Here is a 22,837-nt window from a genome sequence, read left to right on the forward strand (position 1 = left end):
CGCTGGCGGCATGCCCGGACCCGCGCGCCTCGACTCGTGGGGCGAGCCGCGGGATCCCCGGGGCGGGCGCTGGATCGCGTTCGCCCTGTCGCTCGCCGCGACGCTCGTCGGCGGGCTGGGACGCCTGACGTGGATGCACGAGGGCTCGGGTCCGGGGTGGTTCACCGTTGTGCTCGGCGTGGCCGCGGCGTGCGCGCTGCTGCTGGTCGACCGCTGGCCCGGGCCCGGCGTCGCGGCGACGGGGGCGCTCGCGATCGCGGCGCTCGCCTTGGCTCCCGCGCCGCCGTTCGCGCTCGTGCCGCTCGCGATCGGCATCGCCCGCGCCGTGCGGTACGGCGCGGTGTGGTGGGCGGCGGGCGTCACCGCGGCGACGCTCGCCGTGCCGGTCGTCACCGTCACGCTCAACAGCCGCTGGTTCATGCTGCCGGCGATGCTCACGGTCGTGGTGTCGGCGATCGTCCTGGGCCTGAGCATCGCCTTGCGCGGGCGGCACGAGCGGATGCGCCGGCTGCGCGCGTCGCTCGAGGAGCGGCGCCGCACGGAGGCCGAGCGCGAGCGCGTCCGCATCGCGCGCGAGCTGCACGACGTGCTCGCGCACTCGCTGTCGTCCATCTCGGTGCAGGCCGGGGTCGCGCTGCACCTGGCGGATCGGGAGCCGCAGCGTGCACAGGACGCGCTGCGTGACATCCGGCGCACGTCCACGCAGGCGCTCGACGAGGTGCGGCAGGTGCTCGGCGTCCTGCGCGGCGACGAGGGTGCCGCCCTCGCGCCCGAGCCGGACCTGGCGGCGCTGCCGGAGCTGATCGAGGAGTCGCGCCGGCTGGGGCTGACGGTGACGCTCGACGACCGGCTGGATCCGCGCCCGCCGGCGACCGTCCAGCTCGCCCTGCACCGCATCCTGCGCGAGGCCCTCACGAACGCGGCCCGCCATGCGCCCGGCGCGGTCGTCCGGATCTCCCTGCGCCGGGAGGCGGGAGCGGCCGTCGCCGAGGTGGCCGATGGCGGACCGACGCGGCCCGTCGAGCCGCCGCGCGGCGGCGGGCGCGGCATCCTGGGGATGCGCGAGCGTGCCGTGCTGCTGGGCGGCACGCTCGAGGCCGGTCCCCGGGGCGACGGGTTCGCGGTCGTCGCGCGCATCCCCGCGGGGAAGGACGAGGCATGATCCGGGTCGCGATCGCGGACGATCAGCAGCTGATCCGCGCGGGGTTCCGCGCGCTGCTCGGCGCCGAGCCCGACATGGAGGTCGTCGGCGAGGCCGCCACGGGCGAGGACGCCGTGCGGATGGCGCGCGAGCACCGCCCCGACGTCCTGCTGATGGACATCCGGATGCCCGGACGCGACGGCCTCTGGGCCACGCGCGAGATCGTCGCCGATCCCGCCCTCGCGTGCGTCCACGTCGTGGTCGTGACGACCTTCGAGCTCGACGAGTACGTGACCGAGGCGATCCTCGCCGGCGCGAGCGGCTTCCTCGTGAAGGACTCCGAGCCCGTGGACCTGATCCGCGCCGTGCGGGTCGCGGCGAGCGGGGACGCGCTGCTGAGCCCCGGCATCACGCGGCGCCTGCTCGAGCGCGTCGCGGACGGCGTGCGCGCGCCGGGCGGGCAGGATCTGTCGCTGCTCACCGATCGCGAGCGCGAGGTGCTCGTCCTGATCGGCCAGGGCCTGACGAACGAGGAGATCGCGCGGCGGCTGTTCCTCAGCCCTCTCACCGCCAAGACGCACGTGTCACGCATGATGGGCAAGCTCGGCGCGCGCGACCGGGTGCAGCTCGTGGTGCTGGCGTACGAGTCGGGCCTCGTGAAGCCCGGCTGGCGCTGACTCCGGAGGGAGTGCGGGGATGACTCCGCCGGGCGGATGTGCGGATCGCGCCGCCGGGTGAGCCTGGAGGAGCGGCCGGATCGGCCCGCCTCCTCCTCCGAAAGGACTCGTCATGCTCACCGCAGCGCTCATCCAGGCCCAGGACGCCGTCGCCCACGGACCGTGGCACGGCGGCGGCCCCGGCTGGCTGCTCCTGCTGGTCCCGCTGTTCTGGATCGGCTTCTTCGTCCTGCTCGCGGTCTTCATCCGCCGCGGCCCACGCTTCCGCGGCGGCGGCTGGGGCGGCCACGGCCCGTCGGCCGAGTCGACGCTCGCGAACCGCTTCGCGAACGGCGACATCGACGAGCAGGAGTACCGCGCCCGCCTCGAGGTGCTGCGCGCCGACCAGCCCCGCCGCTAGGCGCGACGAGGGGCCGGATCCGGCGGATCCGGCCCCTGCGCCGCCGCGTCGTGCTGCCGCGTCAGCCGAGCTCGACCAGGTGATCGGCGTAGGCGCGCGTGGTGAGGAACGGGCGGAAGCCCTCGCTCAGTGCGACGTCGCGCAGCACCTCGGCGGCGTCGTCGAATCGGTCCTCGGGGCGCCGCTCGGACTCGTCGATCACGCGCTCGATGAGCTCGGACACGTACTCGCGCGTGATCTCAGTGCCCTCCTCGGTCGACTTCTCCTGCCGGATCCACTGCCAGATCTGCGAGCGCGAGATCTCGGCGGTGGCGACGTCCTCCATGAGGCCGTCGATCGCTACCGCGCCCTGGCCGCGCAGCCACGCCTCGATGTAGCGCAGCGCGACCGACACGTTCGCCCGCACGCCGGCGTCCGTGATGGGGCGTCCGATCCACAGGTTCAGCAGGTGCCGCTCGTACACGCGCACGTCGTCGCGTCGGCGGTCCAGCTGGTGCGGCCGGTCGCCCAGCACGGCGTCGAACTCGGCGCGTGCGGTCGGGATCAGGTCGGGGTGCGCGACCCACGTGCCGTCGAAGCCGTCCGCGGCCTCGCGGCGCTTGTCGGCGGCGACCTGCTCGAGGGCTCGCGCGTTCGCCTCGGGATCGCGCCGGTTCGGGATGAACGCGCTCATGCCGCCGATCGCATACGCCCCACGCTTGTGGCACGTCTTGACGAGCAGCTCCGTGTAGGCGCGCATGAAGTCCACGGTCATGGTGACCTGGTTGCGGTCGGGCATCACGAATCGCGACCCGCGCCCGCGGTACGTCTTGATGATCGAGAAGATGTAGTCCCAGCGCCCGGCGTTGAGGCCGGCGCAGTGGTCCCGCAGCTCGTACAGGATCTCCTCCATCTCGAATGCCGCCGGGAGCGTCTCGATCAGCACGGTCGCGCGGATCGTGCCGTGCGGGATCCCGAGGAAGTGCTCGGTGAACGAGAAGACCTGGTCCCACAGTCGCGCCTCCTCCGCCGACTCGATCTTCGGCAGGTAGAAGTACGGCCCGCGGCCCTGCGCGATCAGCGCGGTCGCGTTGTGGAAGGCGTACAGGCCGAAGTCGACGAGCGATCCGGACGCCGCCATCGTGCGCTTGTAGCGGTCGGTGAAGTGCATGTGGTGCTCTTCGAGGTGCCAGCCGCGTGGGCGCAGCACGATGGTCGGGGTGCGCTCGGCGGTGACCTCGTAGCGCCTGCCCTCCGGGGTCGTGAAGCTCAGCCGGCCGCGGATCGCGTCGTGCAGCGAGAGCTGCCCGCCGATGACGTTGCGCCAGGTGGGGCTGGTGGCGTCCTCCTGGTCGGCGAGCCACACGTTCGCGCCCGAGTTGAGCGCGTTGATCGTCATGCGCGGGTCGGTCGGGCCCGTGATCTCCACGCGGCGGTCCTCAAGGCCCGGTCCGGCGCCCGCGACGCGCCACGCGGTGTCCTCGCGGATGCGCGCGGTGTCCTCGCGGAAGCGCGGGTCGCGGCCATTGCCGATCTCGTAGCCGTGGCGCATCCGGTCGGCGAGGCGGTCGTAGCGCGCGCCGGCGAAGAGCTCGTGCAGCTGTGCGACGAACGCGAGCGCCTCCCCGGTCAGGATCTCCTCGAAGCGCGGGTGGAGCGGGCCCACGACCGTGAGGGTCGGGGTGATGCGCTCGTTCTCGGGCTCCTGGCGGATCGCGCGGGGCGGGGGAGCGATGTCGGTGATGGTCATGATGTCTCCTCGGAAAGCGATGTGACGGTCGTGCCCGGATGGGGCATCAGTGGAACTGCGCGGTCTCGGTGGAGCCCGCGAGCGCGAGCGTGGCGCTGTCGGGGTTGAGCGCCGTGGACACGCGATCGAAGTAGCCGGTGCCCACCTCCCGCTGGTGCCTGGTGGCGGTGTAGCCGTCGGCCTCGGCCGCGAACTCCGCGTCCTGCAGCTCGACGTACGCGGGCATGCCGCTCTCGGCGTACTTCCGCGCCAGCTGGTACATCGAGTGGTTCAGGGCGTGGAAGCCCGCGAGGGTGATGAACTGGAACCGGTAGCCGAGCTCGGCCAGCTCGTCCTGGAAGGACGCGATCTGCGTGTCCGACAGGGCGCGGTGCCAGTTGAAGCTCGGCGAGCAGTTGTAGGCGAGCATCTTGCCGGGGAACTCGGCGTGCACGGCCGCGGCGAACTCGCGGGCGAGCTCGATGTCGGGCGTGCCGGTCTCGACCCAGAGCAGGTCTGCGTACGGCGCGTAGGCCAGGCCGCGGGCGATGACGGGCTCGATGCCGTTCCGGACCCGGTAGAAGCCCTCGCTCGTGCGCTCGCCGGTCGTGAACTCGCGGTCGCGCTCGTCGACGTCGCTCGTGAGCAGGTCCGCCGCGAGGGCGTCCGTGCGGGCGATCTGGATGGTCGGCACGCCCGCGACATCCGCCGCGAGGCGCGCGGCGTTCAGCGTCCGGATGTGCTGCCGCGTCGGCACGAGGACCTTGCCGCCCAGGTGGCCGCACTTCTTCTCGCTCGCCAGCTGGTCCTCCCAGTGGATGCCGGCGGCGCCGGCCTGGATCATCGAGTGCGCCAGCTCGTACGCGTTGAGCGGGCCGCCGAAGCCCGCCTCGGCGTCGGCCACGATCGGCGCGAGCCAATCGCGCGTGGGCGCGCCCTCGGCGCTCTCGAGCTGGTCCTGGCGCAGCAGCGCGTTGTTGATGCGCCGCACGACGGCGGGCACCGAGTTGGCGGGGTAGAGCGACTGGTCGGGGTAGGTCTGGCCCGATAGGTTCGCGTCGGCGGCGACCTGCCAGCCCGACAGGTAGATGGCCCTGAGACCCGCGCGCACCTGCTGCACGGCCTGGTTGCCGGTGAGGGCGCCGAGCGCGCGGATGTACGCCTCCCCTCCGTCCCTATGAGCGGTGAGGCGCTCCCACAGCACCTCGGCGCCGCGGCGGGCGAGCGTGGCGTCCTCGCGGACGCTGCCACGCAGGCGGACGACGTCCTCGGCCGTGTAGTCGCGGCGGACGCCGTTCCACCGCGGGTCGGCGCTCCACTCGAGGCGGAGGTCGTCGGCGGTCTGGAGCTGGTCGCCGGGGCGGGCGGGCTGCGCGTTCGGGGTGCTCATCGTCGTGCTCCTCGGTTCGGGTCCCTCTCGGGACTGCGGCTGGTGGAATCCACCCTGCGCGAAGGATCCGGCTTCCGAACGGCATTCGTCGGCAGAAGTTCCAGTGATCTTCTGTTTCACGGATCTGTATGGCAGGATCTGGCGCATGCCGCTCGACGAAGAACTGGACGATGCCGACGCGCTCGCGATCGGACGACGGATCCGCCAGCTCCGCGGCGAGCGCGGGATGACGCTCGAGGCGCTCGCGTCGCAGGTCGGCCGCGCGCCCAGCCAGCTGTCGATGATCGAGAACGGACGGCGGGAGCCGCGGCTGTCGATGCTGCGGTCGATCGCGAAGGCGCTCGGCACCACGACGGACGCACTGCTGCGCGCCGATCCGCTCGACGAGCGCGATGAGCTCGAGATCGGCGTGGAGCGCGCCCTGCGGGGCGCGCGGCTGCAGGCGCTGGGGATCAGCCCGTTCCGGATCCCGAAGTCCCTGCCCGACGACGTGCTGCGCACCATCCTGCGCCTGTCGGGCGAGATCGACCGGCTGCACGACGAGCGCTCCGCGACGCCCGAGCAGGCGCGCCGTGCGAACGTCGAGCTGCGGCGGCTGATGCGCCGGCAGGACAACCACTTCCCCGAGCTCGAGAACGCGGCGCACGAGCTGCTGCGCGCGGCGGGGCATCCGGGCGGTCCGCTCACCCAGCGCGCGACGAGCGACATCGCGTCGCACCTGGGGTTCACGATCCATCACGTGGCGGACCTGCCGCAGACCACGCGCAGCGTCCTCGACCTGAAGAACGGCCGGCTGTACCTGTCGGATCGCCACCGCGGCGATCCGCGCACCGCCGTGCTGCAGGCGCTCACCGCGCGCGTCCTCGGCCACGCCGAGCCCACGGACTACGCCGAGTTCCTGCGCCAGCGCATCGAGCAGAACTACCTCGCGGGCGCGCTGCTGATGCCCGAGCAGCACGTGGTCGAGGTGCTGCAGGAGGCGAAGAAGCGCAAGGCGATCTCGATCGAGGACCTCCGCGACACGTACTCGGTCTCGTACGAGACCGCGGCGCACCGGTTCACCAACCTCGCCACGCGGCACCTCGGCATCCCGGTGCACTTCCTGAAGGTGCACGAGTCGGGCACGATCACGAAGGCGTACGAGAACGACGACGTGAACTTCCCGGCGGATCAGCTCGGCGCGATCGAGGGCCAGATGTGCTGCCGGCGGTGGACGAGCCGGGTGGTCTTCGCGGAGGAGGACCGCTTCAACCCGTACTACCAGTACACCGACACGGGCAACGGCACGTACTGGTGCACGGCCCGCGTGGAGCACTCGCCGCAGGGCGCGCACTCGGTGAGCGTGGGCGTCCGGTTCGAGGACACCAGGTGGTTCGTCGGCCGCGACACCCCGAACCGGGGGATCTCGCGGCACTCCGTCGAGGTGTGCTGTCGCCGCCCTCCGGCCGCGCTCGAGGACGCCTGGCGCGACGGCGCCTGGCCCCACGTCGGCACGCCGCGCACGCTGCTCGCGACCCTGCCGAGCGGCGCCTTCCCGGGCGTCGACACGACCGAGGTGTACGAGTTCCTGGAGCGCAACGCCCCCGTCGCCTGAGGCGGCCACCACCGACGCTTCCGCCGGCGCGGTGTAACGTCGGCATGCACGAGGGAAGGAGAAGCAATGGGGCGACTCATCTACGACCACATCGGACCAGCCGTCGAGATCGACGACCGGACCCTCGCGCACCTGAAGGTGGTGGTCACGGCGAAGCTGCGGCGCCACGAGAGCTTCACGCTGTCGTGGAAGCGGCCCGATGAGTTCGGCCGCACGACGGTGTGGATCCATCCGACGATCCCGGTGCAGTTCGACTTCGATGGCCCTGAGCCGACGGACCTGAACCGGAAGTGGCTTCAGCAGCTGGCGGATTCCGCTGTGGGCGGCGGAATCGTGCTGACCGGCGAGCACGCCGACACGGAGGCTCCCGCCGCTCCGTGAGGTCGGGCCGCCAAAGAGAAGAACCCCGCCGAGGCGGGGTTCTTTCCGTGGCTCCGACGGGCGTCGATCCCGTGACCTCACGATTTTCAGTCGTGCGCTCTACCAACTGAGCTACAGAGCCGAGCGGCTGCATTTCTGCCGCTTCCTATGCGAAAGGCCCTCTCGAGAGAGGGCCCGTCGCCCGGAGCGACCCTGACGGGACTTGAACCCGCGACCTCCGCCGTGACAGGGCGGCACGCTAACCAACTGCGCTACAGGGCCAAACTATGAAATTGTATCAGCTCGTGTGACCCCAACGGGATTCGAACCCGTGCTACCGCCGTGAAAGGGCGGCGTCCTAGGCCGCTAAACGATGGGGCCGGGGTGAACCTCGGGGCTCACGTGCCGACGATCCAGCATAAGGGGATGGATTCGGATTTACCAATTCGGGGCGCGTCCTCCCTGATCCCGGGCGTTTCGCCGCCAGGATGGGCGGCGCCCCCGAGTGTCGTCGTCGCACGCCCCGAGGGCGTGACCCATGTTGTCCATGTGACAGGTGTTGTTAGTGTGACTGATGTGAAACAGGCGGTGACCGGCCCGATGGACGCGCCCGAGGCCACGGCGGAAGCGTGCGACTGCGCGCCGACCCCGGCCGAGCGGCGCAGCTTGTGGACGCCGATCACTCGCCGCGGCGCGCTGGCCCTCGCCGGCATCGGCGTCGGTGCGGTCGCGCTCGGCACCGGCCTCTCGCACGGCGGCAGCGCCTTCGCGCTCACCTACAACCCCGACGACTATCCGTCCTGGGATGACGTCGAGCGCGCCAAGAAGAACCAGGGCGACAAGGAGTCGGAGATCCGCCGGCTCGAGGACATGATCGCGCAGCTGAAGCGGCGCGTGGAAGAAACCCGGGCCGCGGCGCAGAAAGCCGCCGACGAGTACTACGAGGCCCAGCAGGCGTTCTACGAGTCGGCCTACCGCGCCGACGAGCTGCAGAAGCAGGCCGACGAGCAGGCCGCCCTCGCCGAGACCGCGGCGACCAACGCCGCGCGGGTGGCGTCGCAGCTGTCCCGCGCGGGCGGCGACAGCACGTCGCTCGAGGTGCTGTTCGCCGGATCCGCCGCGAGCGCCGACGAGCTGCTCACCAAGCTCGGCCAGATGGACAAGCTCATCGGCGGCAGCGAGACGATCTACGCCGAGGCCGTCGCCGCGCGCGACTCGGCGCAGAACCTCTCGGATCAGGCGAAGGTCGCCCGCGAGGAGCGCGATCGCCTGCAGAAGATCGCCGAAGAGAAGATGATCGTCGCGCAGAACGCGCAGATCGCCGCCGAGCAGGCGCTCGCCGACCAGGAGGACCACATGGTCACCCTGGAGGGGCAGCTGGCTGCTCTCAAGGACGACACCAAGAAGACGGTCGCGGACTACGAGAAGGGCGTCGCGGCCAAGAAGGCCTACGAAGAGGAGCAGCGCAAGCTCGAGGAGGAGCGTCGCCGCAAGGCGGCCGCGGCGGCCGCCGAGCGCGCCCGCCAGGCCGCGGCCGCCGCGGCGGCAGCGGCCGCGAACAGCGGCGGCGGCGGTGGCGGCGGTGGCGGCGGCGGAGGCGGCGGCGGTGGCACCACCTCCGGCGGCACCATCCAGGGCAGCGGCTGGGCGCGTCCGAGCGACGGATGGCGCACCTCGGGCTACGGCCCGCGCCCGCAGATGTGCGGTCCGAGCTACTGCGGATCCACGTTCCACGCCGGCATCGATCTCGCCGCGGGCTGCGGCGCGCCGATCTACGCCGCCGCGACCGGCACGGTCGTCTACGCCGGCTACAACGGCGGCTACGGCAACTACGTCCGCCTCGACCACGGCAACGGCGTCGGCACGGGCTACGGCCACATCGTCAACGGCGGCATCAATGTCCGCTATGGTCAGCGCGTCCGCGCGGGCGACGTGATCGCCTACGAGGGCAACACGGGCAACTCGTTCGGCTGCCACGTGCATTTCGAGGTGTACGTCGGCGGCGCCACGACCGATCCGGGCCCCTGGATGTCCGCGCGCGGCATCAACACGTATTAGTCGGCTCACGCCCCACGCATCCGCTCGGGCACCGCTTCGCGGCGCCGCTCGCGGATTCGTGCGCTGTCGCAGGCTCCATCGGGGGGCGTGAGGTGGCGGGCGCATGAGCGCCCGCGCGCTCGCGCTGGCGCGCTCGCAAGCGGGGCCGGGGCCCATCCGGGCACGCTCGCTTCGCTCGCACGAGGGGCGGCTTGTCCGCGGGCACGCTCGCGCTGGCACGCTCGCACGCGAAAGAGGCCCGTCCGATCCGGACGGGCCTCTTCGACGTTCCGATCTCAGTCGCGCGTGTTCGGCGCCTCGCCGGCGCCCTGCGTGCGCGTCTGCGCCTCGTGCTCCTCGAAGCGCTCGTACGCCTCGCTCACCAGGCGCTCCGCCTCGGCGGCGTCGCCCCACTGGTCGACCTTGACCCACTTGTTGGGCTCGAGGTCCTTGTAATGCTCGAAGAAGTGCTCGATCTCCTTCTTCGTGAACTCCTGCAGATCGCCGATGTCCTGGATGTGGTCCCAGCGCGGGTCCTTCGCGAGCACCGCGATGACCTTGTCGTCGCCGCCGGCCTCGTCCTTCATCTTCAGCACCGCGACGGGACGCACCTTCAGGCCGACGCCCGGGTAGACCGCGTGGTCCATCACGACGAGCACGTCGAGCGGGTCGCCGTCCTCGCCGAGGGTGTTCTCGAAGAATCCGTAGTCGGTCGGGTAGCCGAAGGTCGTGTACAGCACGCGGTCGAGGAAGACGCGGCCCGTGCCGTGGTCGACCTCGTACTTCACGCGGCTGCCGCGGGGGATCTCGATGACTGCGTCGTAGGCGCCCATGCCGGTTGCTCCTCGTAAATCAGGGGGATGTGCGCGCTCCAGCGTAGTCGGGCCGTCCCACTACCGTTGGAGGGGTGCTGGATCCCGCCATCGCCGCCACCCGTCTCGCCGTCCGCACCGCGCTCGCCGATGTGCCGGACGGGGCGGTCGTCCTCGTCGCGCTGTCCGGCGGAGCCGACTCGCTCGCGCTCGCCGCGGCGACGGCGCACGAGGCGCGCGCCCGCGGCATCCGGGTCGGCAGCGTCACGGTCGACCACAGGCTGCAGGACGGATCGGATGAGGTCGCGCTCGCCGCGGCGCGGAAGGCGGCCGACCTCGGCGTCGACCCGATCGTGGTCGCCGTCTCGGTGGGGACCGAGGGCGGCCCGGAGGCCGCCGCGCGCGACGCGCGCTACGGCGTGCTGCGCGACGCGGCATCCGACGCGGGCGCCGCCGCCGTGCTGCTCGGCCACACGCTCGACGACCAGGCCGAGACCGTGCTGCTCGGCCTCGCGCGCGGCGCCGGCGCGACGAGCCTCGCCGGCATGCCCCCGGCGCGGCAGGACGAGGACGGGCTGCGCTGGCTGCGCCCGCTCCTGGGGCTGCGCCGCCGGGTCACGCGCGAGGCGTGCGCCGCGCAGGGGATCGAGCCGTGGGACGACCCGCACAACGTCGAGGACCGGTTCTCGCGCGTGCGGGTGCGCGAACGCGTCATGCCGGTGCTCGAGGCCGAGCTGGGTCCCGGCATCGCCGAGGCGCTCGCCCGGACGGCCGAGCAGCTGCGCGAGGACAGCGAGGCATTCGCCGACATGATCGACGAGACCATCGAGGACATCGTCGAGCACTCCGAGGCGGGCATCGCGGTCTCCGCGGCCGCGCTCGCCGCGAACCCGCCCGCGCTGCGGAACCGGATCATCCGGCACGTCGTGCAGAGCGAGTTCGGCGTGGCGCTCACGCGCGTCCAGACGCTCGAGGTCGCGCGCCTCGCGACCGCGTGGGCTGGCCAGGGCCCCCTCGACCTGCCCTCCTGCACGGCCGCCCGCCGCGGCGGGCTGATCCACTTCACGGCCCGCACGTAGACTCGAGGCATGCGCGCGGCGGACATCCCGAACGACCTCACCTCCGTCCTCGTCACCGAGGAGCAGATCGACGAGAAGCTCGCCGAGCTCGCTCGCCGGGTCGAGGAGGACTACGCCGGCAGGAAGCTGCTGCTCGTCGGCGTGCTGAAGGGCGCGGTCATGGTCATGGCCGACTTCGCCCGCCACCTCAAGCGCGACATCGCGATGGACTGGATGGCCGTGTCCAGCTACGGCAACTCGACCAAGTCCAGCGGCGTGGTGCAGATCCGCAAGGACCTCGACACCGACCTCGGCGGCTGGGACGTGCTGATCGTCGAGGACATCATCGACTCCGGCCTGACCCTCAGCTGGCTGCTGGACAACTTCGCCTCGCGCGGGGCCGAGTCGATCGAGGTGCTGGCGCTGCTGCGCAAGCCCGAGGCCGCGAAGGTCGAGATCGACTGCAAGTACCTCGGCTTCGACATCCCCAACGAGTTCGTGATCGGCTACGGGCTCGACTACGCCGAGCGCTACCGCAACCTCCGCGACGTCGCGATCCTGGCGCCCCACGTCTACGCGTCTTCTTCTTAGAAGATCTCGCACTCGTTCGGGCGCCCCTTCGGGGGCCCTCCGCGAACGAGGCTCGCGCTTCGCGCTCGCCGGCGTGCTTCGCGCCCGCCGGCGTGCGCTTCGCGCCCGCATTGGTCGCTTCGCTCCACGCTCGCTGCGCTCGCACGGGCGCGGACCCGCCCGGGAGGTGTCTGGGCGCCTCGTGCGCGACGCGCACGTACGCCGTGGGCGAATACCAGTCAGCGCATAGACACCGAGGGGTAACGTGAAGCGCACGTCGCCTCGTGTCGCGGCGCGCATCACAGGAGGGGCAGGGGGAGACCCCGGACCATGGACTTCAAGAAGCTCACTCGCAATCCGCTGATCTACGTCCTGCTCATCGGCGTGCTTCTCGTGGTCGGCTTCTCGCTGATCTCGAGCCTGACCGGCACCAAGCAGGTCACGACGCAGCAGGGCCTCGAGCTCCTCGCGGGCGACACGGTTCAGAAGGTGCTCATCACCGACGGCGACCAGCGCGTCGACCTGCAGCTGTCCAAGCCGCACGAGGGCGCCACCGACGTGCAGTTCTACTACGTGGGCGCGCGTGCCGACGAGGTCGTCGCGGCGGTCGAGAAGGCCGCCCCCGCGGACGGCTTCGACGACGCCGTGCCGCGCGCCACCTGGTTCGACGGGCTGATCTCGCTGCTGCTGCCGATGCTGCTGCTCGGCGTGCTGTTCTGGTTCCTGCTGTCCAGCGCCCAGGGCGGCGGCGGCAAGGTCATGCAGTTTGGCAAGTCGCGCGCCAAGCTCTCCAACAAGGAGCACCCGGACGTCACGTTCGCCGACGTCGCCGGCGCCGACGAGGCGCTGGAGGAGCTCCAGGAGATCAAGGACTTCCTGAAGGACCCGGCCAAGTACCAGGCGCTCGGCGCTCGCATCCCGAAGGGCGTGCTGCTGTACGGTCCTCCCGGAACCGGCAAGACCCTGCTCGCGCGCGCCGTGGCGGGCGAGGCGGGCGTGCCGTTCTACTCGATCTCGGGCTCGGACTTCGTCGAGATGTTCGTCGGCGTCGGCGCCAGCCGCGTGCGCGACCTGTTCAACCAGGCCAAGGAGAACGCCCCGGCCATCATCTTCATCGACGAGATCGACGCCGTCGGCCGCCACCGCGGCGCCGGCATGGGCGGCGGTCACGACGAGCGCGAGCAGACCCTGAACCAGATGCTCGTCGAGATGGACGGCTTCGACCCCAAGGCCAACGTCATCGTGATCGCGGCCACGAACCGTCCGGACATCCTGGACCCCGCGCTGCTGCGTCCCGGCCGCTTCGACCGCCAGATCGGCGTGGACGCGCCGGACCTCGCCGGGCGCCGCCGCATCCTCGAGGTGCACGGGCGCGGCAAGCCGCTGGCCGACGGCGTCGAGCTCGACGTCGTGGCCCGCAAGACCCCGGGCTTCACGGGCGCGGATCTCGCGAACGTCCTGAACGAGGCGGCCCTGCTCACGGCGCGCTCGAACGCGCAGCTCATCGACAACCGCGCGCTGGACGAGGCGATCGACCGCGTGATCGCCGGCCCGCAGCGCCGCACGCGCGTGATGAACGACAAGGAGAAGCTCATCACGGCGTACCACGAGGGCGGTCACGCGCTCGCGGCGGCGGCGATGAACCACACCGACCCCGTGACGAAGATCACGATCCTGCCGCGCGGCAAGGCCCTCGGCTACACGATGGTGCTTCCGCTCGAGGACAAGTACTCGGTGACGCGCAACGAGCTGCAGGATCAGCTCGCGTACGCCATGGGCGGACGCGTCGCCGAGGAGATCGTCTTCCACGACCCCACCACGGGGGCGTCGAACGACATCGAGAAGGCCACGGGCATCGCCCGGAAGATGGTCACCGAGTACGGCATGACGACCGACGTCGGCCCCGTGAAGCTCGCGTCGTCGAGCGGCGAGGTGTTCATGGGCCGCGACATGGGCCACGGCCGCGAGTACTCCGAGCGGGTCGCCGAGCGCATCGACGGCCAGGTGCGCGGCCTGATCGAGCAGGCGCACAACGAGGCGTACGAGGTCATCAACGCCAATCGCGACGTGCTCGACCGGCTGGCCCTGGCGCTGCTCGAGCACGAGACGCTCGACCACGTGCAGCTCGAGGACATCTTCAAGGACGTGCGGAAGCTACCGCCGCGCCCGCAGTGGCTCTCGAGCGAGGAGCGTCCGGTCTCGCAGCTGCCGCCGGTGCAGATCCCGCGCCGCGCCGAGCAGTCGGGCGTGGCCGCGACGGTCGCCGCAGAGCAGCCGGCGAAGGCGACGGTGAAGCGTCCCGCCACGGGACAGGCGCGCCCGGCGACCGCCTGATCTCGCCCTAGGATGAGCGGATGTCCGTCGACAGGGAGCGCATCGCCGCGCTGACGCGAGAGCTGCTGGTCGCGATCGGGGAGGATCCGGATCGACCGGGTCTGCGTCAGACGCCGGAGCGCGTCGCGGACGCGTACGCGGAGTTCTTCGCGGGCGTCGGGGAGGATCCCGCCGAACCCCTGTCGCACACGATCAGCGTCGCGCACGGGCCCGCGCCGGACACGGTCCCGTCGGGCGCCGTCGTGCTGCGCGACATCCGGTTCCGCTCGGTGTGCGAGCACCACCTGCTGCCGTTCGCGGGCCACGCGCACATCGCGTACCTGCCGGGCGAGCAGGTGGTCGGCCTCGGCGCGCTGCCGAAGGTCGTGGAGATCCTCGCCGCCCGCCCCCAGGTGCAGGAGCGCCTCGGGGAGCAGATCGCCGATGCGATCGCCGGATCCCTCGACGCCCGCGGCGTGCTCGTGGTGCTCGACGCGACCCACCAGTGCGTCACGATGCGCGGATCGCGGCAGAGCGACAGCTCGACCGTCACGATCGCGGCGCGCGGCGACCTCGCGGAGCCGGCGGCGCGCGCGGAGGTCGTCGCACTCATCGGGGCGCGCGGATGACGCTCGTCTGGGGCATCGTCAACGTCACGCCCGATTCGTTCAGCGACGGCGGGCGCTATCTCGACCCTGCGGCCGCGATCGCGCACGGCCGGATGCTGCGCGCGCAGGGCGCCGACGTGCTCGACGTCGGCGGCGAGTCGACCCGCCCGGGCTCGGAGCCGGTCGGCGCCGAGGAGGAGATCCGCCGCGTCGTGCCCGTGATCGAGGCCCTCGCGGCGGACGGCGCCTCGGTCAGCGTCGACACCTACCGGGCCGAGGTCGCGCGGGCCGCGCTCGCCGCGGGCGCGCGGATCGTCAACGACGTCTCGGGCGGCCTGGCCGAGCCGACGATCCTGGAGGTCGCCGCGGCGTCGGGTGCGGACGTCGCCCTCGGGCACTGGCGCGGCCCGTCGGCCGACATGTACGCCAAGGCGGAGTACGACCGGATCGGCGCCGAGGTCGCGCGCGAGCTGCGGGAGCGCGCAGACGCGGCGCTCGCCGCCGGCGTGCCGCGCGAGCGGATCATCCTGGATCCCGGCATCGGGTTCGCCAAGGCGGGCGCGCAGAACTGGACCCTGCTGCGCGAGCTCGACGAGGTGCAGCGGCTGGGGTTCCCCGTGCTGATCGGCACGTCCCGCAAGCGGTTCCTCGGCGAGGTGCTGGGGGACGACGCGAGCGAGGCGCGCAAGGACCTCGCGACGGCGGTCACGAGCGCGCTCGCCGCGCGGCGCGGGCTGCACGCCGTGCGCGTGCACGACGTCCGATCCACCCGCGACGCGATCGCCGTGGTGGAGGCATGGGAGGGCCCGGGACGCGCCGTACCGACCGAGCGGAGCGAGACGAAGTGACGTCGCTGGACACCATCACGCTGACCGGCCTGCGCGCCTTCGGGCGGCACGGCGTCTTCGACTTCGAGCGCGAGAACGGCCAGGAGTTCGTGATCGATCTGGCTCTCGGGGTGTCGACCAAGCGCGCCGCGCGCAGCGACGACGTGGCCGACACCGTGCACTACGGCGAGCTGGCGGAGAAGGTCGTCGGGATCGTCGGCGGCGAGCCCGTCAACCTGATCGAGACGCTCGCGCATCGCATCGCCGACGCCGTCATGCAGGACCACCGCGTGGCGTTCCTCGCCGTCACGGTGCACAAGCCGCACGCGCCGATACCGGCGCAGTTCGCCGACGTCGCCGTGACCGTGCACGCCACGCGCGACGAGCACGGAATGCACGAGCACCGGTGATGTCCCACTTCGCGCGGCTCTCGGTCGATCCGTGTCCCCGTTGCGGCCGGAATGCCGCATTCATTCCGGCACCAGGTGGGACACAGGGCGAGAGGAGCGTCGGATGAGCCGCGATCTGCGGATGCCGCTCGGCGCCCCGCCCGAGCGAGCGGCGCGCGACACCGTGACCGCCGTGGTCGCGCTCGGCGCGAACCTCGGCGACCGCGCCGCGACGCTCGAGGACGCCGTCGCGGAGCTGCGGCGGCTGCCTCTCGTGGACGACGTGATCGCCTCGACGCCGATCGAGTCGGTGGCGCTGACGCTCGCGGGGCCCGATGCGTCCGAGCCCGCGTACCTGAACGCCGTCGCGCTCGTGCGCACGCGGCTCGCTCCCTCGGTGCTGCTCGGGATGCTGCACGCGATCGAGGCCCGGCACGGCCGCGAGCGGCGCGAGAGGTGGGGCGCCCGCACACTCGACCTCGACCTCATCGCGTACGGCGACGTCGTATCGGGGGACGAGCGGCTGCGGCTGCCTCACCCGCGCGCCGCCGAGCGCGACTTCGTGCTCGCCCCCTGGCTCGAGGTGGACCCGGATGCGGTCGTGCCCGGCCGCGGCCGCGTCGCGGACCTGCTGGCGCAGCTGCGCGGGGGCGCCCGATGAGGCGCACGTCTCCGCTCGCGCTGCTCGTAGCCGCCGTGCTCGGCGGCGGCGTCGGGTTCCTGGTCGACCACCTCCTGACGCTGTCGGGCCGGCCGACGTTCTCGCCCGCACCGGGCCTGCCGATCCTGCTGGTGCTGCTGGGCCTCGTGAGCCTGGCGCTCGCGTGGCCCGTGCGCCGCTCGGTGCGCACGCCGGGCGCGGCGCGCGTGGATCCGTTCCGCGCGGTCCGGATCGCGATGCTCGCGAAGGCGTCGAGCCTGGTCGGGGCGGCGTTCCTCGGGGCGGCTGCGGGCCTGCTGCTGTACGTCTCGACACGGCCCGTGACGCCGGCGCTAGGCTCGATGGCGACGACCATCGCGACCATCGCGGCGGGCGCCGTGCTGGTGACGGCGGCCCTGGTCGCGGAGCATTTCTGCAGCCTGCCGAAGGACCCTGATGAGCGAGACGACGCCGAGCCCCCAGAGCCCGGGTCCGGAGAGCACGCGCACTGACCCGGTCCTCGACGCCGGGACGTACACGGCGATCCGGGAGCCCCGCGGGGCCGGGCGTCTCGCGCTCGACGGCGCGTGGCACCAGATCTCGCCGAAGTACGTCGTGTCGCAGACCGTGCAGAATGCGGTGTTCGTGGCGGTCGTCGCGATCGCCGCGGTGGTGGCGTGGCGGGTGCTCGACCACTGGTGGCCCTGGATCCCGGGCGGGATCATGATCCTGATCACCGTGATCACGCAGCTCGTGCTGCCGCGCCAGGCGCGCGCGCTCGGCTACATGCTGCGGGCGGACGACCTCGTCTTCCGCAAGGGCATCCTGTGGCAGCGGATGATCGCCGTGCCGTACGGCCGCATGCAGCTGATCGACATCACGCACGGGCCGATGGACCGCGCGTTCGGCATCGCGAAGCTCAAGATGGTGACCGCGGCCGCGACGACCGGGGTGGAGATCCCGGGGCTCGGCCGCGAGGCGTCCGAGGCGCTGCGCGACACGCTCATCGAGGTCGCCGAGACGCGGCGGACGGGCCTGTGACGGACGGGCCCGTGACGGGCGGGCCCGCGACCGGCGGGCAGCCGCAGGAGCAGGCGCCGCAGCCCACCCTGTCGCACGGCGGATCCTCCTCGCTGGCCGACGGCGGGTGGCACCGGCTGCACCCGCTGACGCCCCTGTTCCAGGGCGGCCTGGTGCTGCTCGTCGTCGCCGGCATCATCGTGTCGAACTTCCGCGACCACGCGGTGTTCTGGGCCATCTCGATCTTCGCGCCGTCCGAGGCGGACGAGGCGGACGATGTCGACGAGGGCGACCTGCTGGGGTTCCTGTTCGAGAACGACCTGATCCTGCTCGGACTCGGCATCCTGCTGGCCGCGGTGCTCGTGCTGATCGGGATCTTCTGGGTCGTGTGGCGCTTCCACCAGTTCCGGATCACGGGCGACGACGTCGAGGTGCGCAAGGGCATCGTGTTCCGCACGCACCGTCGCGCGCCGCTCGACAGGGTGCAGGGCGTCAACCTCACGCGCCCGTTCCCCGCGCGGCTCATCGGCATGGCCAAGCTCGAGGTCGTGGGCGCCGGCACCGACGCCAACGTCGCGCTCGAGTACCTCGCGACCGAGCGCGCCGAGCAGGTGCGCGCGGACATCCTCCGGCTCGCGTCGGGCGCGCGGGCCGCCCGGGCGGCCGCCCGCGACGGCGTCTCGGGGGTGCAGTCCGGGGCGCGCGAGCGGCTCGTGGACGCCCTGAACCACGGTGTGGCCGGGATGATCGAGGGCGTCGACAACGCCGACATCGCGCCCGAGAGCGTCGTGCACATCCCCGCGGGACGGCTGATCGCGGCCCAGGCGCTCAACGGCGCGCTGTGGGTCGTGTTCTTCGGCGTGGTCTGGGGCTCGAGCGTGCTGGTGCCGCTGCTGCTCGCGACGGGAGCGGGGGAGCGCGTCGCGATCACGGTGGGCGTCGGCCTCGGCACCGGCATCCCGATGGTGTTCGCCGCCGTCGCGATCACGTGGTCGCAGATCTCGAAGTCGCTGCGATACGCGATCGCGCCGACCCCGGACGGCGTGCGCCTGACGTTCGGGCTGTTCACGACCGTGACCGAGACGCTGCCGCCGGGCCGGATCTACGCGGTCGAGGTGTCGCAGCCGCTGCTGTGGCGGCCGTTCGGCTGGTGGTCCATCAAGATCAACCGGATGAGCGGCAAGAGCGCCGCGCAGCAGTCGTCGGGTCAGGGCCAGCAGTTCAACACCGTGCTGCCCGTCGGCACGCGGGCCGACGTCGAGCGCGTGCTGTCGCTCATCCTGCCCGTCGTGCCGGGGACGGACGCCCCGCTGCTGTGGGAGCACGGGCTGCTCGGGCCGGTGCCGGACGTCGACGATCCGTACCGCACGATGCCGCGGCGCGCGTGGTGGCGCCGGCCGCTGTCGTGGCGCCGGCACGGCTTCGCCCTGCTGCCGGGCGCCCTGCTGCTGCGCCGCGGCGTGTTCTGGCGCAAGCTCGCGCTGTTCCCCCTGGCGCGGCTGCAGGGCGTCGGCCTCGAGCAGGGGCCGATCGACCGCTGGCAGCGGGTCGCGGCCGCGCGCGTGCACACCGTGCTGGGACCCGTGTCGGGCAGCGTCGTGGGGCTCGAGCGCGACGACGCGATCGGCCTGTTCGAGAGCGTGAGCCGCGAGGCGGTCGCCGCGGCGGCCGCCGATCAGTCGCACCGCTGGCTGCAGCACCTGCCCATGGTCTCTGCCCCGGCGGCCTCGACCGAGGGGAGCGCGGAGTGAACCGCGACGGACGGCTCGGCGTCGGCATCATCGGCGCGGGACGCGTCGGGCCCGTGATCGGCGCGGCGCTCGCCGGGGCGGGCCACGCGCTGACCGGCATCACGAGCGGCTCCGACGACGAGCGCGTCGAGGCGATCCTGCCCGGCGTGCCCGTGCTCGACGCGCTCGAGGTCGTGCGGCGCAGCGAGCTCGTGATCGTCGCGGTGCCGCGGTCGGAGCTTCCGGGACTGGTGTCGGGCCTGGCCGAGCTCGGCGCGTGGCAGGTCGGTCAGCTCGTGCTGCACACGGACGCCGCGTACGGCATCGAGGTGCTGCGTCCCGCCGCCGAGCGCGGCGCGATCCCGCTCGCCGTGCACCCCGCGATCGCCTTCACGGGCACGAGCATCGACCTGCGCCAGCTCGCCGCCTCGTACGCCGCGGTCACGGCGCCCGCGGCCGTGCTGCCGATCGCGCAGGCCCTCGCGGTCGAGCTCGGCTGCGAGCCGATCGTGATCGCGGAGCGGGATCGCGCCGCCTATGCCGAGGCGATCGCGACCGCCTCGGAGTTCTCGCGCCAGATCGTGCACCAGGCCACCGGCATCCTGCGCGGCATCGGCGTGGAGAACCCGGGTGGATACCTGTCGTCCCTCGTCCGCTCGACGGTCGACCACGCGCTCTCCGAGGCCTCGCCCACGGTCATCCTGCCGCCGGAGCCCGACGCCTGACTCGAGAACACGTGTTCTCGACGAGCACACGCCGATTGAGCGCTCAGATCGCGTGTCGTCGCTGAGAGCACGTGTTCTGAGCGCTCAGGATGCCGCCCATAGACTTGAGACCATGCCTGAGACGCCCGTCGAGACCGCGCCCGAGCCCACCGAAGAGGACATCTTCGAGCAGAAGGCCGTGCGGCTGGCGAAGCGCGAGCGGCTGATCGCCGAGCGCGACAGCGCGGCCGGCGGGGCGTATCCGGTCACGGTGCCGGTGACGCACACGATCCCCGCGCTGCGGGCGCAGTACGGCGACCTCGAGGCGGGCGCCGAGACGGGCGAGCAGGCCGCCGTCGCGGGCCGGATCGTGTTCAGCCGCAACACCGGCAAGCTCTGCTTCGCGACGCTGCAGGCGGGCGACGGATCGCGCATCCAGGCGATGGTCTCGCTCGCGAACGTCGGCGACGACTCGCTGCAGCGCTGGAAGGAGCTCGTCGACCTCGGCGACCACGTCCAGGTGGCGGGCGAGATCGTCTCGAGCCGCCGCGGCGAGCTGTCGATCATGGTGTCGGCGTGGGAGATCGCGGCCAAGGCGATACTGCCTTTGCCCAATGTTTACAGCGAACTCAATGAGGAGAGCCGCGTCCGCAGCCGCTTCCTCGACCTGATCGTGCGCGACACGGCCCGCACCACGGTGCGCGCCCGCGCGACCGTGAACGCCAGCCTGCGCGCGACGTTCGCCGGTCACGACTTCGTCGAGGTCGAGACGCCCATGCTGCAGGTGCAGCCCGGCGGTGCCACGGCGCGACCGTTCGTCACGCACTCGAACGCGTTCGACACCGAGCTCTTCCTGCGCATCGCGCCCGAGCTGTACCTGAAGCGCGCGGTCGTGGGCGGCATCGACCGGGTGTTCGAGATCAACCGCAACTTCCGCAACGAGGGCGCCGACTCCACGCACAGCCCCGAGTTCGCGATGCTCGAGGCCTACCAGGCCTACTCGGACTACAACGGCATCGCCGACCTGACCCAGGAGCTGATCCAGAACGCCGCGATCGCGGTGGCCGGCTCCACCACCGTCACGTGGGCCGACGGCACCGAGTTCGACCTCGGCGGCCAGTGGGATCGCGTGTCGATGTACCCGTCGCTGTCGGAGGCGGCGGGGGTGGAGATCACGCCCGACACGGGCCTGGACGAGCTGCTGACGCTCGCCGAGGCGAACGGCGTCGAGGTGCCGCCGCACGCGACGCACGGCAAGCTGGTCGAGGAGCTCTGGGAGCACTTCGTCAAGCAGCACCTGACGCGCCCCACGTTCGTGATGGATTTCCCGGTCGACACGAGCCCGCTCGTGCGCGAGCACCGCTCGATCCCCGGTGTGGTCGAGAAGTGGGACCTGTACGTGCGCGGGTTCGAGCTGGCCACCGGCTACTCCGAGCTCGTCGACCCGGTCATCCAGCGCGAGCGCTTCGTCGAGCAGGCGAAGCTCGCCGCGCGCGGCGACGACGAGGCCATGCGCATCGACGAGGAGTTCCTGCGCGCGCTCGAGCACGGCATGCCCCCGACGGGCGGCATGGGCATGGGCATCGACCGCCTGCTGATGGCGATCACGGGTCTCGGCATCCGCGAGACGATCCTCTTCCCGCTCGTCAAGTGACCCCTCGTCACCGTCGCGCCCTCGCCGCGCGGCGGCGGTCGGCGCGGTTGCGCGGGGCGGGGCCGGCGGCGGCGCGCTCGTAGATCCACGCCGGCAGGTACGCGTTCGCGAGCATCGTCGCGATGATGTCCGACAGGCCGTGATCCGGATCGATCTCGCGTGCGAGATCCACGAAGTGCGCGGCGTGCGTGGAGCGGCCGAGCGCCCACGACAGCCACGCCGCCGCCGCGAGGGGCCCTGCGCGCCGGGCGCGCGGCGCGGCGGCGGCGACGCGCTTGACGATCTCGAGCGCGCGGCGCAGCCGCGCCGGATCGGGGCGATCGCCCTCGCCCGCGAGCCGCAGCGGCCCGGCGAAGTCCGACACCTCGCCCGCGGCCCAGGCCAGGTTGAACCGCTGGATCTCCTGACCCTCCCGCAGGCCTCCGCACCACTGGCTGAGCGCGATGTCGCGGATCGCCGGACGGTCGAGCGCGAGCGTCAGCAGCGCGAGCGAGCGCGGCGGCAGCTCCTGCTCGCGCGTCACGACGTCCTCGAAGACCGCGGGCAGCGTCAGATCGTCGAGGCGCAGCGTCATCGCGGCGACCTCCCGCGCGACGCGCTCGCGCTCGGCGAGGTCGCTCGCCGGCAGCTCGCAGCCTGCGCTCTGGTCCTCGAGCAGCGGGTGGTCCGCATCCGACGGCCAGTCCAGGTCCTCCGGGCGGATCTCCTCGAGCGGCCGCCCGGCGTACGGCCCGTCGGGCTCGACGTAGCAGCCCCAGCCGTCGGACGCGACGCACAGCGCGTCGACGATCGTGTACGTCGCGGCCTCGGCGCAGCGCACGAGCGCCTCGACGAACGCGGCCCGGGCGATCCGGTCGTGGTCGTCGCGGTACGGGTCGTCCGTGTAGACGACGATGGCGACGCGGTCCGCGGCGCGCACCCGCGTGAGCGCTCCGATGAACGCCGCGGCGAGCTCGGGAAGGCGCGCGGGATCCGTGTCGGCCCCGGGGAGGTCGATGCGCATCGCGCCGGCCGTGCGCTTCCCGGCGAAGGGGACCAGCACGAGGCTGTCGCGCGGCCGGAAGCCTGCGAGGTGGGGGACCATCGCGAGGAACTCGGACGAGCCGGTGGCGCGCACGACGATCGGATCGGAGGGGGCGGGAGCGGGCGTCGGGGGCGGGGTCTGGAGGCTCATGCGGCGAGCCTGTCGCCGGCGGCTCGCCGCC

Annotated in this window: 22 protein-coding genes and 3 tRNA genes; 18 read left to right on the forward strand and 7 right to left on the reverse strand. The window is 72.4% G+C overall.

What is annotated here, in order from left to right:
• Positions 1-10 precede the first annotated feature (10 nt).
• From AAD528_RS11755 to AAD528_RS11765, 3 genes are all read left to right on the forward strand, one after another.
• Positions 11-1,162 (forward strand): sensor histidine kinase, encoded by a 1,152-nt coding sequence (locus tag AAD528_RS11755; protein ID WP_345752265.1) that lies wholly within the window; start codon positions 11-13, stop codon positions 1,160-1,162.
• The gene (locus AAD528_RS11760) at positions 1,159-1,818 is read left to right on the forward strand and encodes a response regulator (protein WP_345752266.1); all 660 of its coding nucleotides are present in this window, start codon (positions 1,159-1,161) and stop codon (positions 1,816-1,818) included. Before AAD528_RS11755 ends, AAD528_RS11760 begins: the two co-directional genes overlap by 4 nt.
• A 112-nt stretch (positions 1,819-1,930) precedes the next feature.
• Complete coding sequence (locus tag AAD528_RS11765) at positions 1,931-2,218, forward strand: SHOCT domain-containing protein (protein WP_345752267.1); 288 nt, start codon at positions 1,931-1,933, stop codon at positions 2,216-2,218.
• 61 nt (positions 2,219-2,279) lie between these two features.
• Here the strand turns inward: AAD528_RS11765 and aceB are convergent, their stop codons facing one another.
• Entirely contained in the window at positions 2,280-3,947 is a 1,668-nt protein-coding gene (gene aceB / locus AAD528_RS11770) for a malate synthase A (RefSeq protein WP_345752268.1), read from the reverse strand.
• A gap of 46 nt (positions 3,948-3,993) precedes the next feature.
• Entirely contained in the window at positions 3,994-5,316 is a 1,323-nt protein-coding gene (aceA, locus tag AAD528_RS11775; protein ID WP_345752269.1) for an isocitrate lyase, read from the reverse strand.
• A 145-nt stretch (positions 5,317-5,461) separates the two neighbouring features.
• Here aceA and AAD528_RS11780 point away from each other — a divergent pair, with 145 nt between their 5' ends.
• Together AAD528_RS11780 and AAD528_RS11785 are read left to right on the forward strand one after the other, a co-directional pair.
• Positions 5,462-6,910: a helix-turn-helix domain-containing protein gene (locus tag AAD528_RS11780; RefSeq protein WP_345752270.1), complete on the forward strand. Its 1,449-nt coding sequence runs from the start codon at positions 5,462-5,464 to the stop codon at positions 6,908-6,910.
• Positions 6,911-6,976: 66 nt separating this feature from the next.
• Entirely contained in the window at positions 6,977-7,291 is a 315-nt protein-coding gene (locus AAD528_RS11785; RefSeq protein WP_345752271.1) for a DUF7882 family protein, read from the forward strand.
• A 48-nt stretch (positions 7,292-7,339) separates the two neighbouring features.
• On the opposite strand, the gene AAD528_RS11790 is transcribed toward AAD528_RS11785, so the two are convergent.
• The 3 genes from AAD528_RS11790 to AAD528_RS11800 all read right to left on the reverse strand — a co-directional run bounded on the left by AAD528_RS11790 (position 7,340) and on the right by AAD528_RS11800 (position 7,651).
• Positions 7,340-7,412 (reverse strand) — tRNA-Phe (locus AAD528_RS11790).
• A gap of 66 nt (positions 7,413-7,478) precedes the next feature.
• Positions 7,479-7,552 (reverse strand) — tRNA-Asp (locus AAD528_RS11795).
• Positions 7,553-7,578: 26 nt separating this feature from the next.
• Positions 7,579-7,651, reverse strand: a tRNA-Glu gene (locus AAD528_RS11800).
• Positions 7,652-7,837: 186 nt separating this feature from the next.
• Here AAD528_RS11800 and AAD528_RS11805 point away from each other — a divergent pair.
• The gene (locus AAD528_RS11805) at positions 7,838-9,328 is read left to right on the forward strand and encodes a M23 family metallopeptidase (protein WP_345752272.1); all 1,491 of its coding nucleotides are present in this window, start codon (positions 7,838-7,840) and stop codon (positions 9,326-9,328) included.
• Positions 9,329-9,603: 275 nt separating this feature from the next.
• Here AAD528_RS11805 and AAD528_RS11810 read toward each other — a convergent pair whose 3' ends face one another.
• Positions 9,604-10,140, reverse strand: coding sequence for an inorganic diphosphatase (locus AAD528_RS11810; RefSeq protein ID WP_345752273.1), 537 nt, complete (start codon positions 10,138-10,140; stop codon positions 9,604-9,606).
• 74 nt (positions 10,141-10,214) lie between these two features.
• On the opposite strand from AAD528_RS11810, the gene tilS reads away from it, so the two are divergent.
• From tilS to lysS, 12 genes are all read left to right on the forward strand, one after another.
• Positions 10,215-11,198: a tRNA lysidine(34) synthetase TilS gene (gene tilS / locus AAD528_RS11815; protein WP_345752274.1), complete on the forward strand. Its 984-nt coding sequence runs from the start codon at positions 10,215-10,217 to the stop codon at positions 11,196-11,198.
• Positions 11,199-11,207: 9 nt separating this feature from the next.
• Positions 11,208-11,768, forward strand: coding sequence for a hypoxanthine phosphoribosyltransferase (gene hpt, locus AAD528_RS11820; protein WP_345752275.1), 561 nt, complete (start codon positions 11,208-11,210; stop codon positions 11,766-11,768).
• A gap of 309 nt (positions 11,769-12,077) precedes the next feature.
• The gene (gene ftsH, locus AAD528_RS11825; protein ID WP_345752276.1) at positions 12,078-14,081 is read left to right on the forward strand and encodes an ATP-dependent zinc metalloprotease FtsH; all 2,004 of its coding nucleotides are present in this window, start codon (positions 12,078-12,080) and stop codon (positions 14,079-14,081) included.
• 20 nt (positions 14,082-14,101) lie between these two features.
• Complete coding sequence (gene folE, locus AAD528_RS11830) at positions 14,102-14,689, forward strand: GTP cyclohydrolase I (protein WP_345752277.1); 588 nt, start codon at positions 14,102-14,104, stop codon at positions 14,687-14,689.
• Positions 14,686-15,516 (forward strand): dihydropteroate synthase, encoded by an 831-nt coding sequence (gene folP, locus AAD528_RS11835; protein ID WP_345752278.1) that lies wholly within the window; start codon positions 14,686-14,688, stop codon positions 15,514-15,516. Before folE ends, folP begins: the two co-directional genes overlap by 4 nt.
• A complete protein-coding gene (gene folB / locus AAD528_RS11840) occupies positions 15,513-15,905 on the forward strand; it encodes a dihydroneopterin aldolase (RefSeq protein WP_345752279.1) in 393 nt (130 codons plus the stop codon). Before folP ends, folB begins: the two co-directional genes overlap by 4 nt.
• 103 nt (positions 15,906-16,008) lie before the next feature.
• Positions 16,009-16,545 (forward strand): 2-amino-4-hydroxy-6-hydroxymethyldihydropteridine diphosphokinase, encoded by a 537-nt coding sequence (gene folK / locus AAD528_RS11845; protein WP_345752280.1) that lies wholly within the window; start codon positions 16,009-16,011, stop codon positions 16,543-16,545.
• On the forward strand, positions 16,542-17,036 hold the full coding sequence (locus tag AAD528_RS11850; protein ID WP_345752281.1) for a DUF3180 domain-containing protein: 495 nt from the start codon (positions 16,542-16,544) through the stop codon (positions 17,034-17,036). The genes folK and AAD528_RS11850 overlap by 4 nt, the downstream gene beginning before the upstream one ends.
• A complete protein-coding gene (locus AAD528_RS11855) occupies positions 16,981-17,565 on the forward strand; it encodes a PH domain-containing protein (protein ID WP_345752282.1) in 585 nt (194 codons plus the stop codon). The genes AAD528_RS11850 and AAD528_RS11855 overlap by 56 nt, the downstream gene beginning before the upstream one ends.
• A complete protein-coding gene (locus AAD528_RS11860) occupies positions 17,562-19,295 on the forward strand; it encodes a PH domain-containing protein (protein WP_345752283.1) in 1,734 nt (577 codons plus the stop codon). Before AAD528_RS11855 ends, AAD528_RS11860 begins: the two co-directional genes overlap by 4 nt.
• The gene (locus AAD528_RS11865; RefSeq protein WP_345752284.1) at positions 19,292-19,999 is read left to right on the forward strand and encodes a DUF2520 domain-containing protein; all 708 of its coding nucleotides are present in this window, start codon (positions 19,292-19,294) and stop codon (positions 19,997-19,999) included. Before AAD528_RS11860 ends, AAD528_RS11865 begins: the two co-directional genes overlap by 4 nt.
• A gap of 112 nt (positions 20,000-20,111) precedes the next feature.
• Positions 20,112-21,632 carry a lysine--tRNA ligase gene (lysS, locus tag AAD528_RS11870; RefSeq protein ID WP_345752285.1) on the forward strand — a complete coding sequence of 507 codons (1,521 nt, stop codon included), beginning with the start codon at positions 20,112-20,114 and terminating at the stop codon, positions 21,630-21,632.
• Between the two features lie 7 nt (positions 21,633-21,639).
• Here lysS and AAD528_RS11875 read toward each other — a convergent pair whose 3' ends face one another.
• Positions 21,640-22,806 carry a DUF4192 family protein gene (locus AAD528_RS11875; protein WP_345752286.1) on the reverse strand — a complete coding sequence of 389 codons (1,167 nt, stop codon included), beginning with the start codon at positions 22,804-22,806 and terminating at the stop codon, positions 21,640-21,642.
• Positions 22,807-22,837: the final 31 nt, after the last annotated feature.

Origin of the sequence: Microbacterium rhizophilum (genome assembly GCF_039605615.1) — a bacterium.
Lineage (GTDB): Bacteria > Actinomycetota > Actinomycetes > Actinomycetales > Microbacteriaceae > Microbacterium > Microbacterium rhizophilus.

Bases quoted from the DNA above. Each gene is read 5' to 3' on its own strand.
- AAD528_RS11755 (WP_345752265.1), top strand. From the start codon at position 11: ATGCCCGGACCCGCGCGCCTCGACTCGTGGGGCGAGCCGCGGGATCCC.
- AAD528_RS11760 (WP_345752266.1), top strand. From the start codon at position 1,159: ATGATCCGGGTCGCGATCGCGGACGATCAGCAGCTGATCCGCGCGGGG.
- AAD528_RS11765 (WP_345752267.1), top strand. From the start codon at position 1,931: ATGCTCACCGCAGCGCTCATCCAGGCCCAGGACGCCGTCGCCCACGGA.
- aceB (WP_345752268.1), bottom strand. From the start codon at position 3,947: ATGACCATCACCGACATCGCTCCCCCGCCCCGCGCGATCCGCCAGGAG.
- aceA (WP_345752269.1), bottom strand. From the start codon at position 5,316: ATGAGCACCCCGAACGCGCAGCCCGCCCGCCCCGGCGACCAGCTCCAG.
- AAD528_RS11780 (WP_345752270.1), top strand. From the start codon at position 5,462: ATGCCGCTCGACGAAGAACTGGACGATGCCGACGCGCTCGCGATCGGA.
- AAD528_RS11785 (WP_345752271.1), top strand. From the start codon at position 6,977: ATGGGGCGACTCATCTACGACCACATCGGACCAGCCGTCGAGATCGAC.
- AAD528_RS11810 (WP_345752273.1), bottom strand. From the start codon at position 10,140: ATGGGCGCCTACGACGCAGTCATCGAGATCCCCCGCGGCAGCCGCGTG.
- hpt (WP_345752275.1), top strand. From the start codon at position 11,208: ATGCGCGCGGCGGACATCCCGAACGACCTCACCTCCGTCCTCGTCACC.
- ftsH (WP_345752276.1), top strand. From the start codon at position 12,078: ATGGACTTCAAGAAGCTCACTCGCAATCCGCTGATCTACGTCCTGCTC.
- folE (WP_345752277.1), top strand. From the start codon at position 14,102: ATGTCCGTCGACAGGGAGCGCATCGCCGCGCTGACGCGAGAGCTGCTG.
- folP (WP_345752278.1), top strand. From the start codon at position 14,686: ATGACGCTCGTCTGGGGCATCGTCAACGTCACGCCCGATTCGTTCAGC.
- folK (WP_345752280.1), top strand. From the start codon at position 16,009: ATGAGCCGCGATCTGCGGATGCCGCTCGGCGCCCCGCCCGAGCGAGCG.
- AAD528_RS11850 (WP_345752281.1), top strand. From the start codon at position 16,542: ATGAGGCGCACGTCTCCGCTCGCGCTGCTCGTAGCCGCCGTGCTCGGC.
- AAD528_RS11855 (WP_345752282.1), top strand. From the start codon at position 16,981: ATGAGCGAGACGACGCCGAGCCCCCAGAGCCCGGGTCCGGAGAGCACG.
- lysS (WP_345752285.1), top strand. From the start codon at position 20,112: ATGCCTGAGACGCCCGTCGAGACCGCGCCCGAGCCCACCGAAGAGGAC.
- AAD528_RS11875 (WP_345752286.1), bottom strand. From the start codon at position 22,806: ATGAGCCTCCAGACCCCGCCCCCGACGCCCGCTCCCGCCCCCTCCGAT.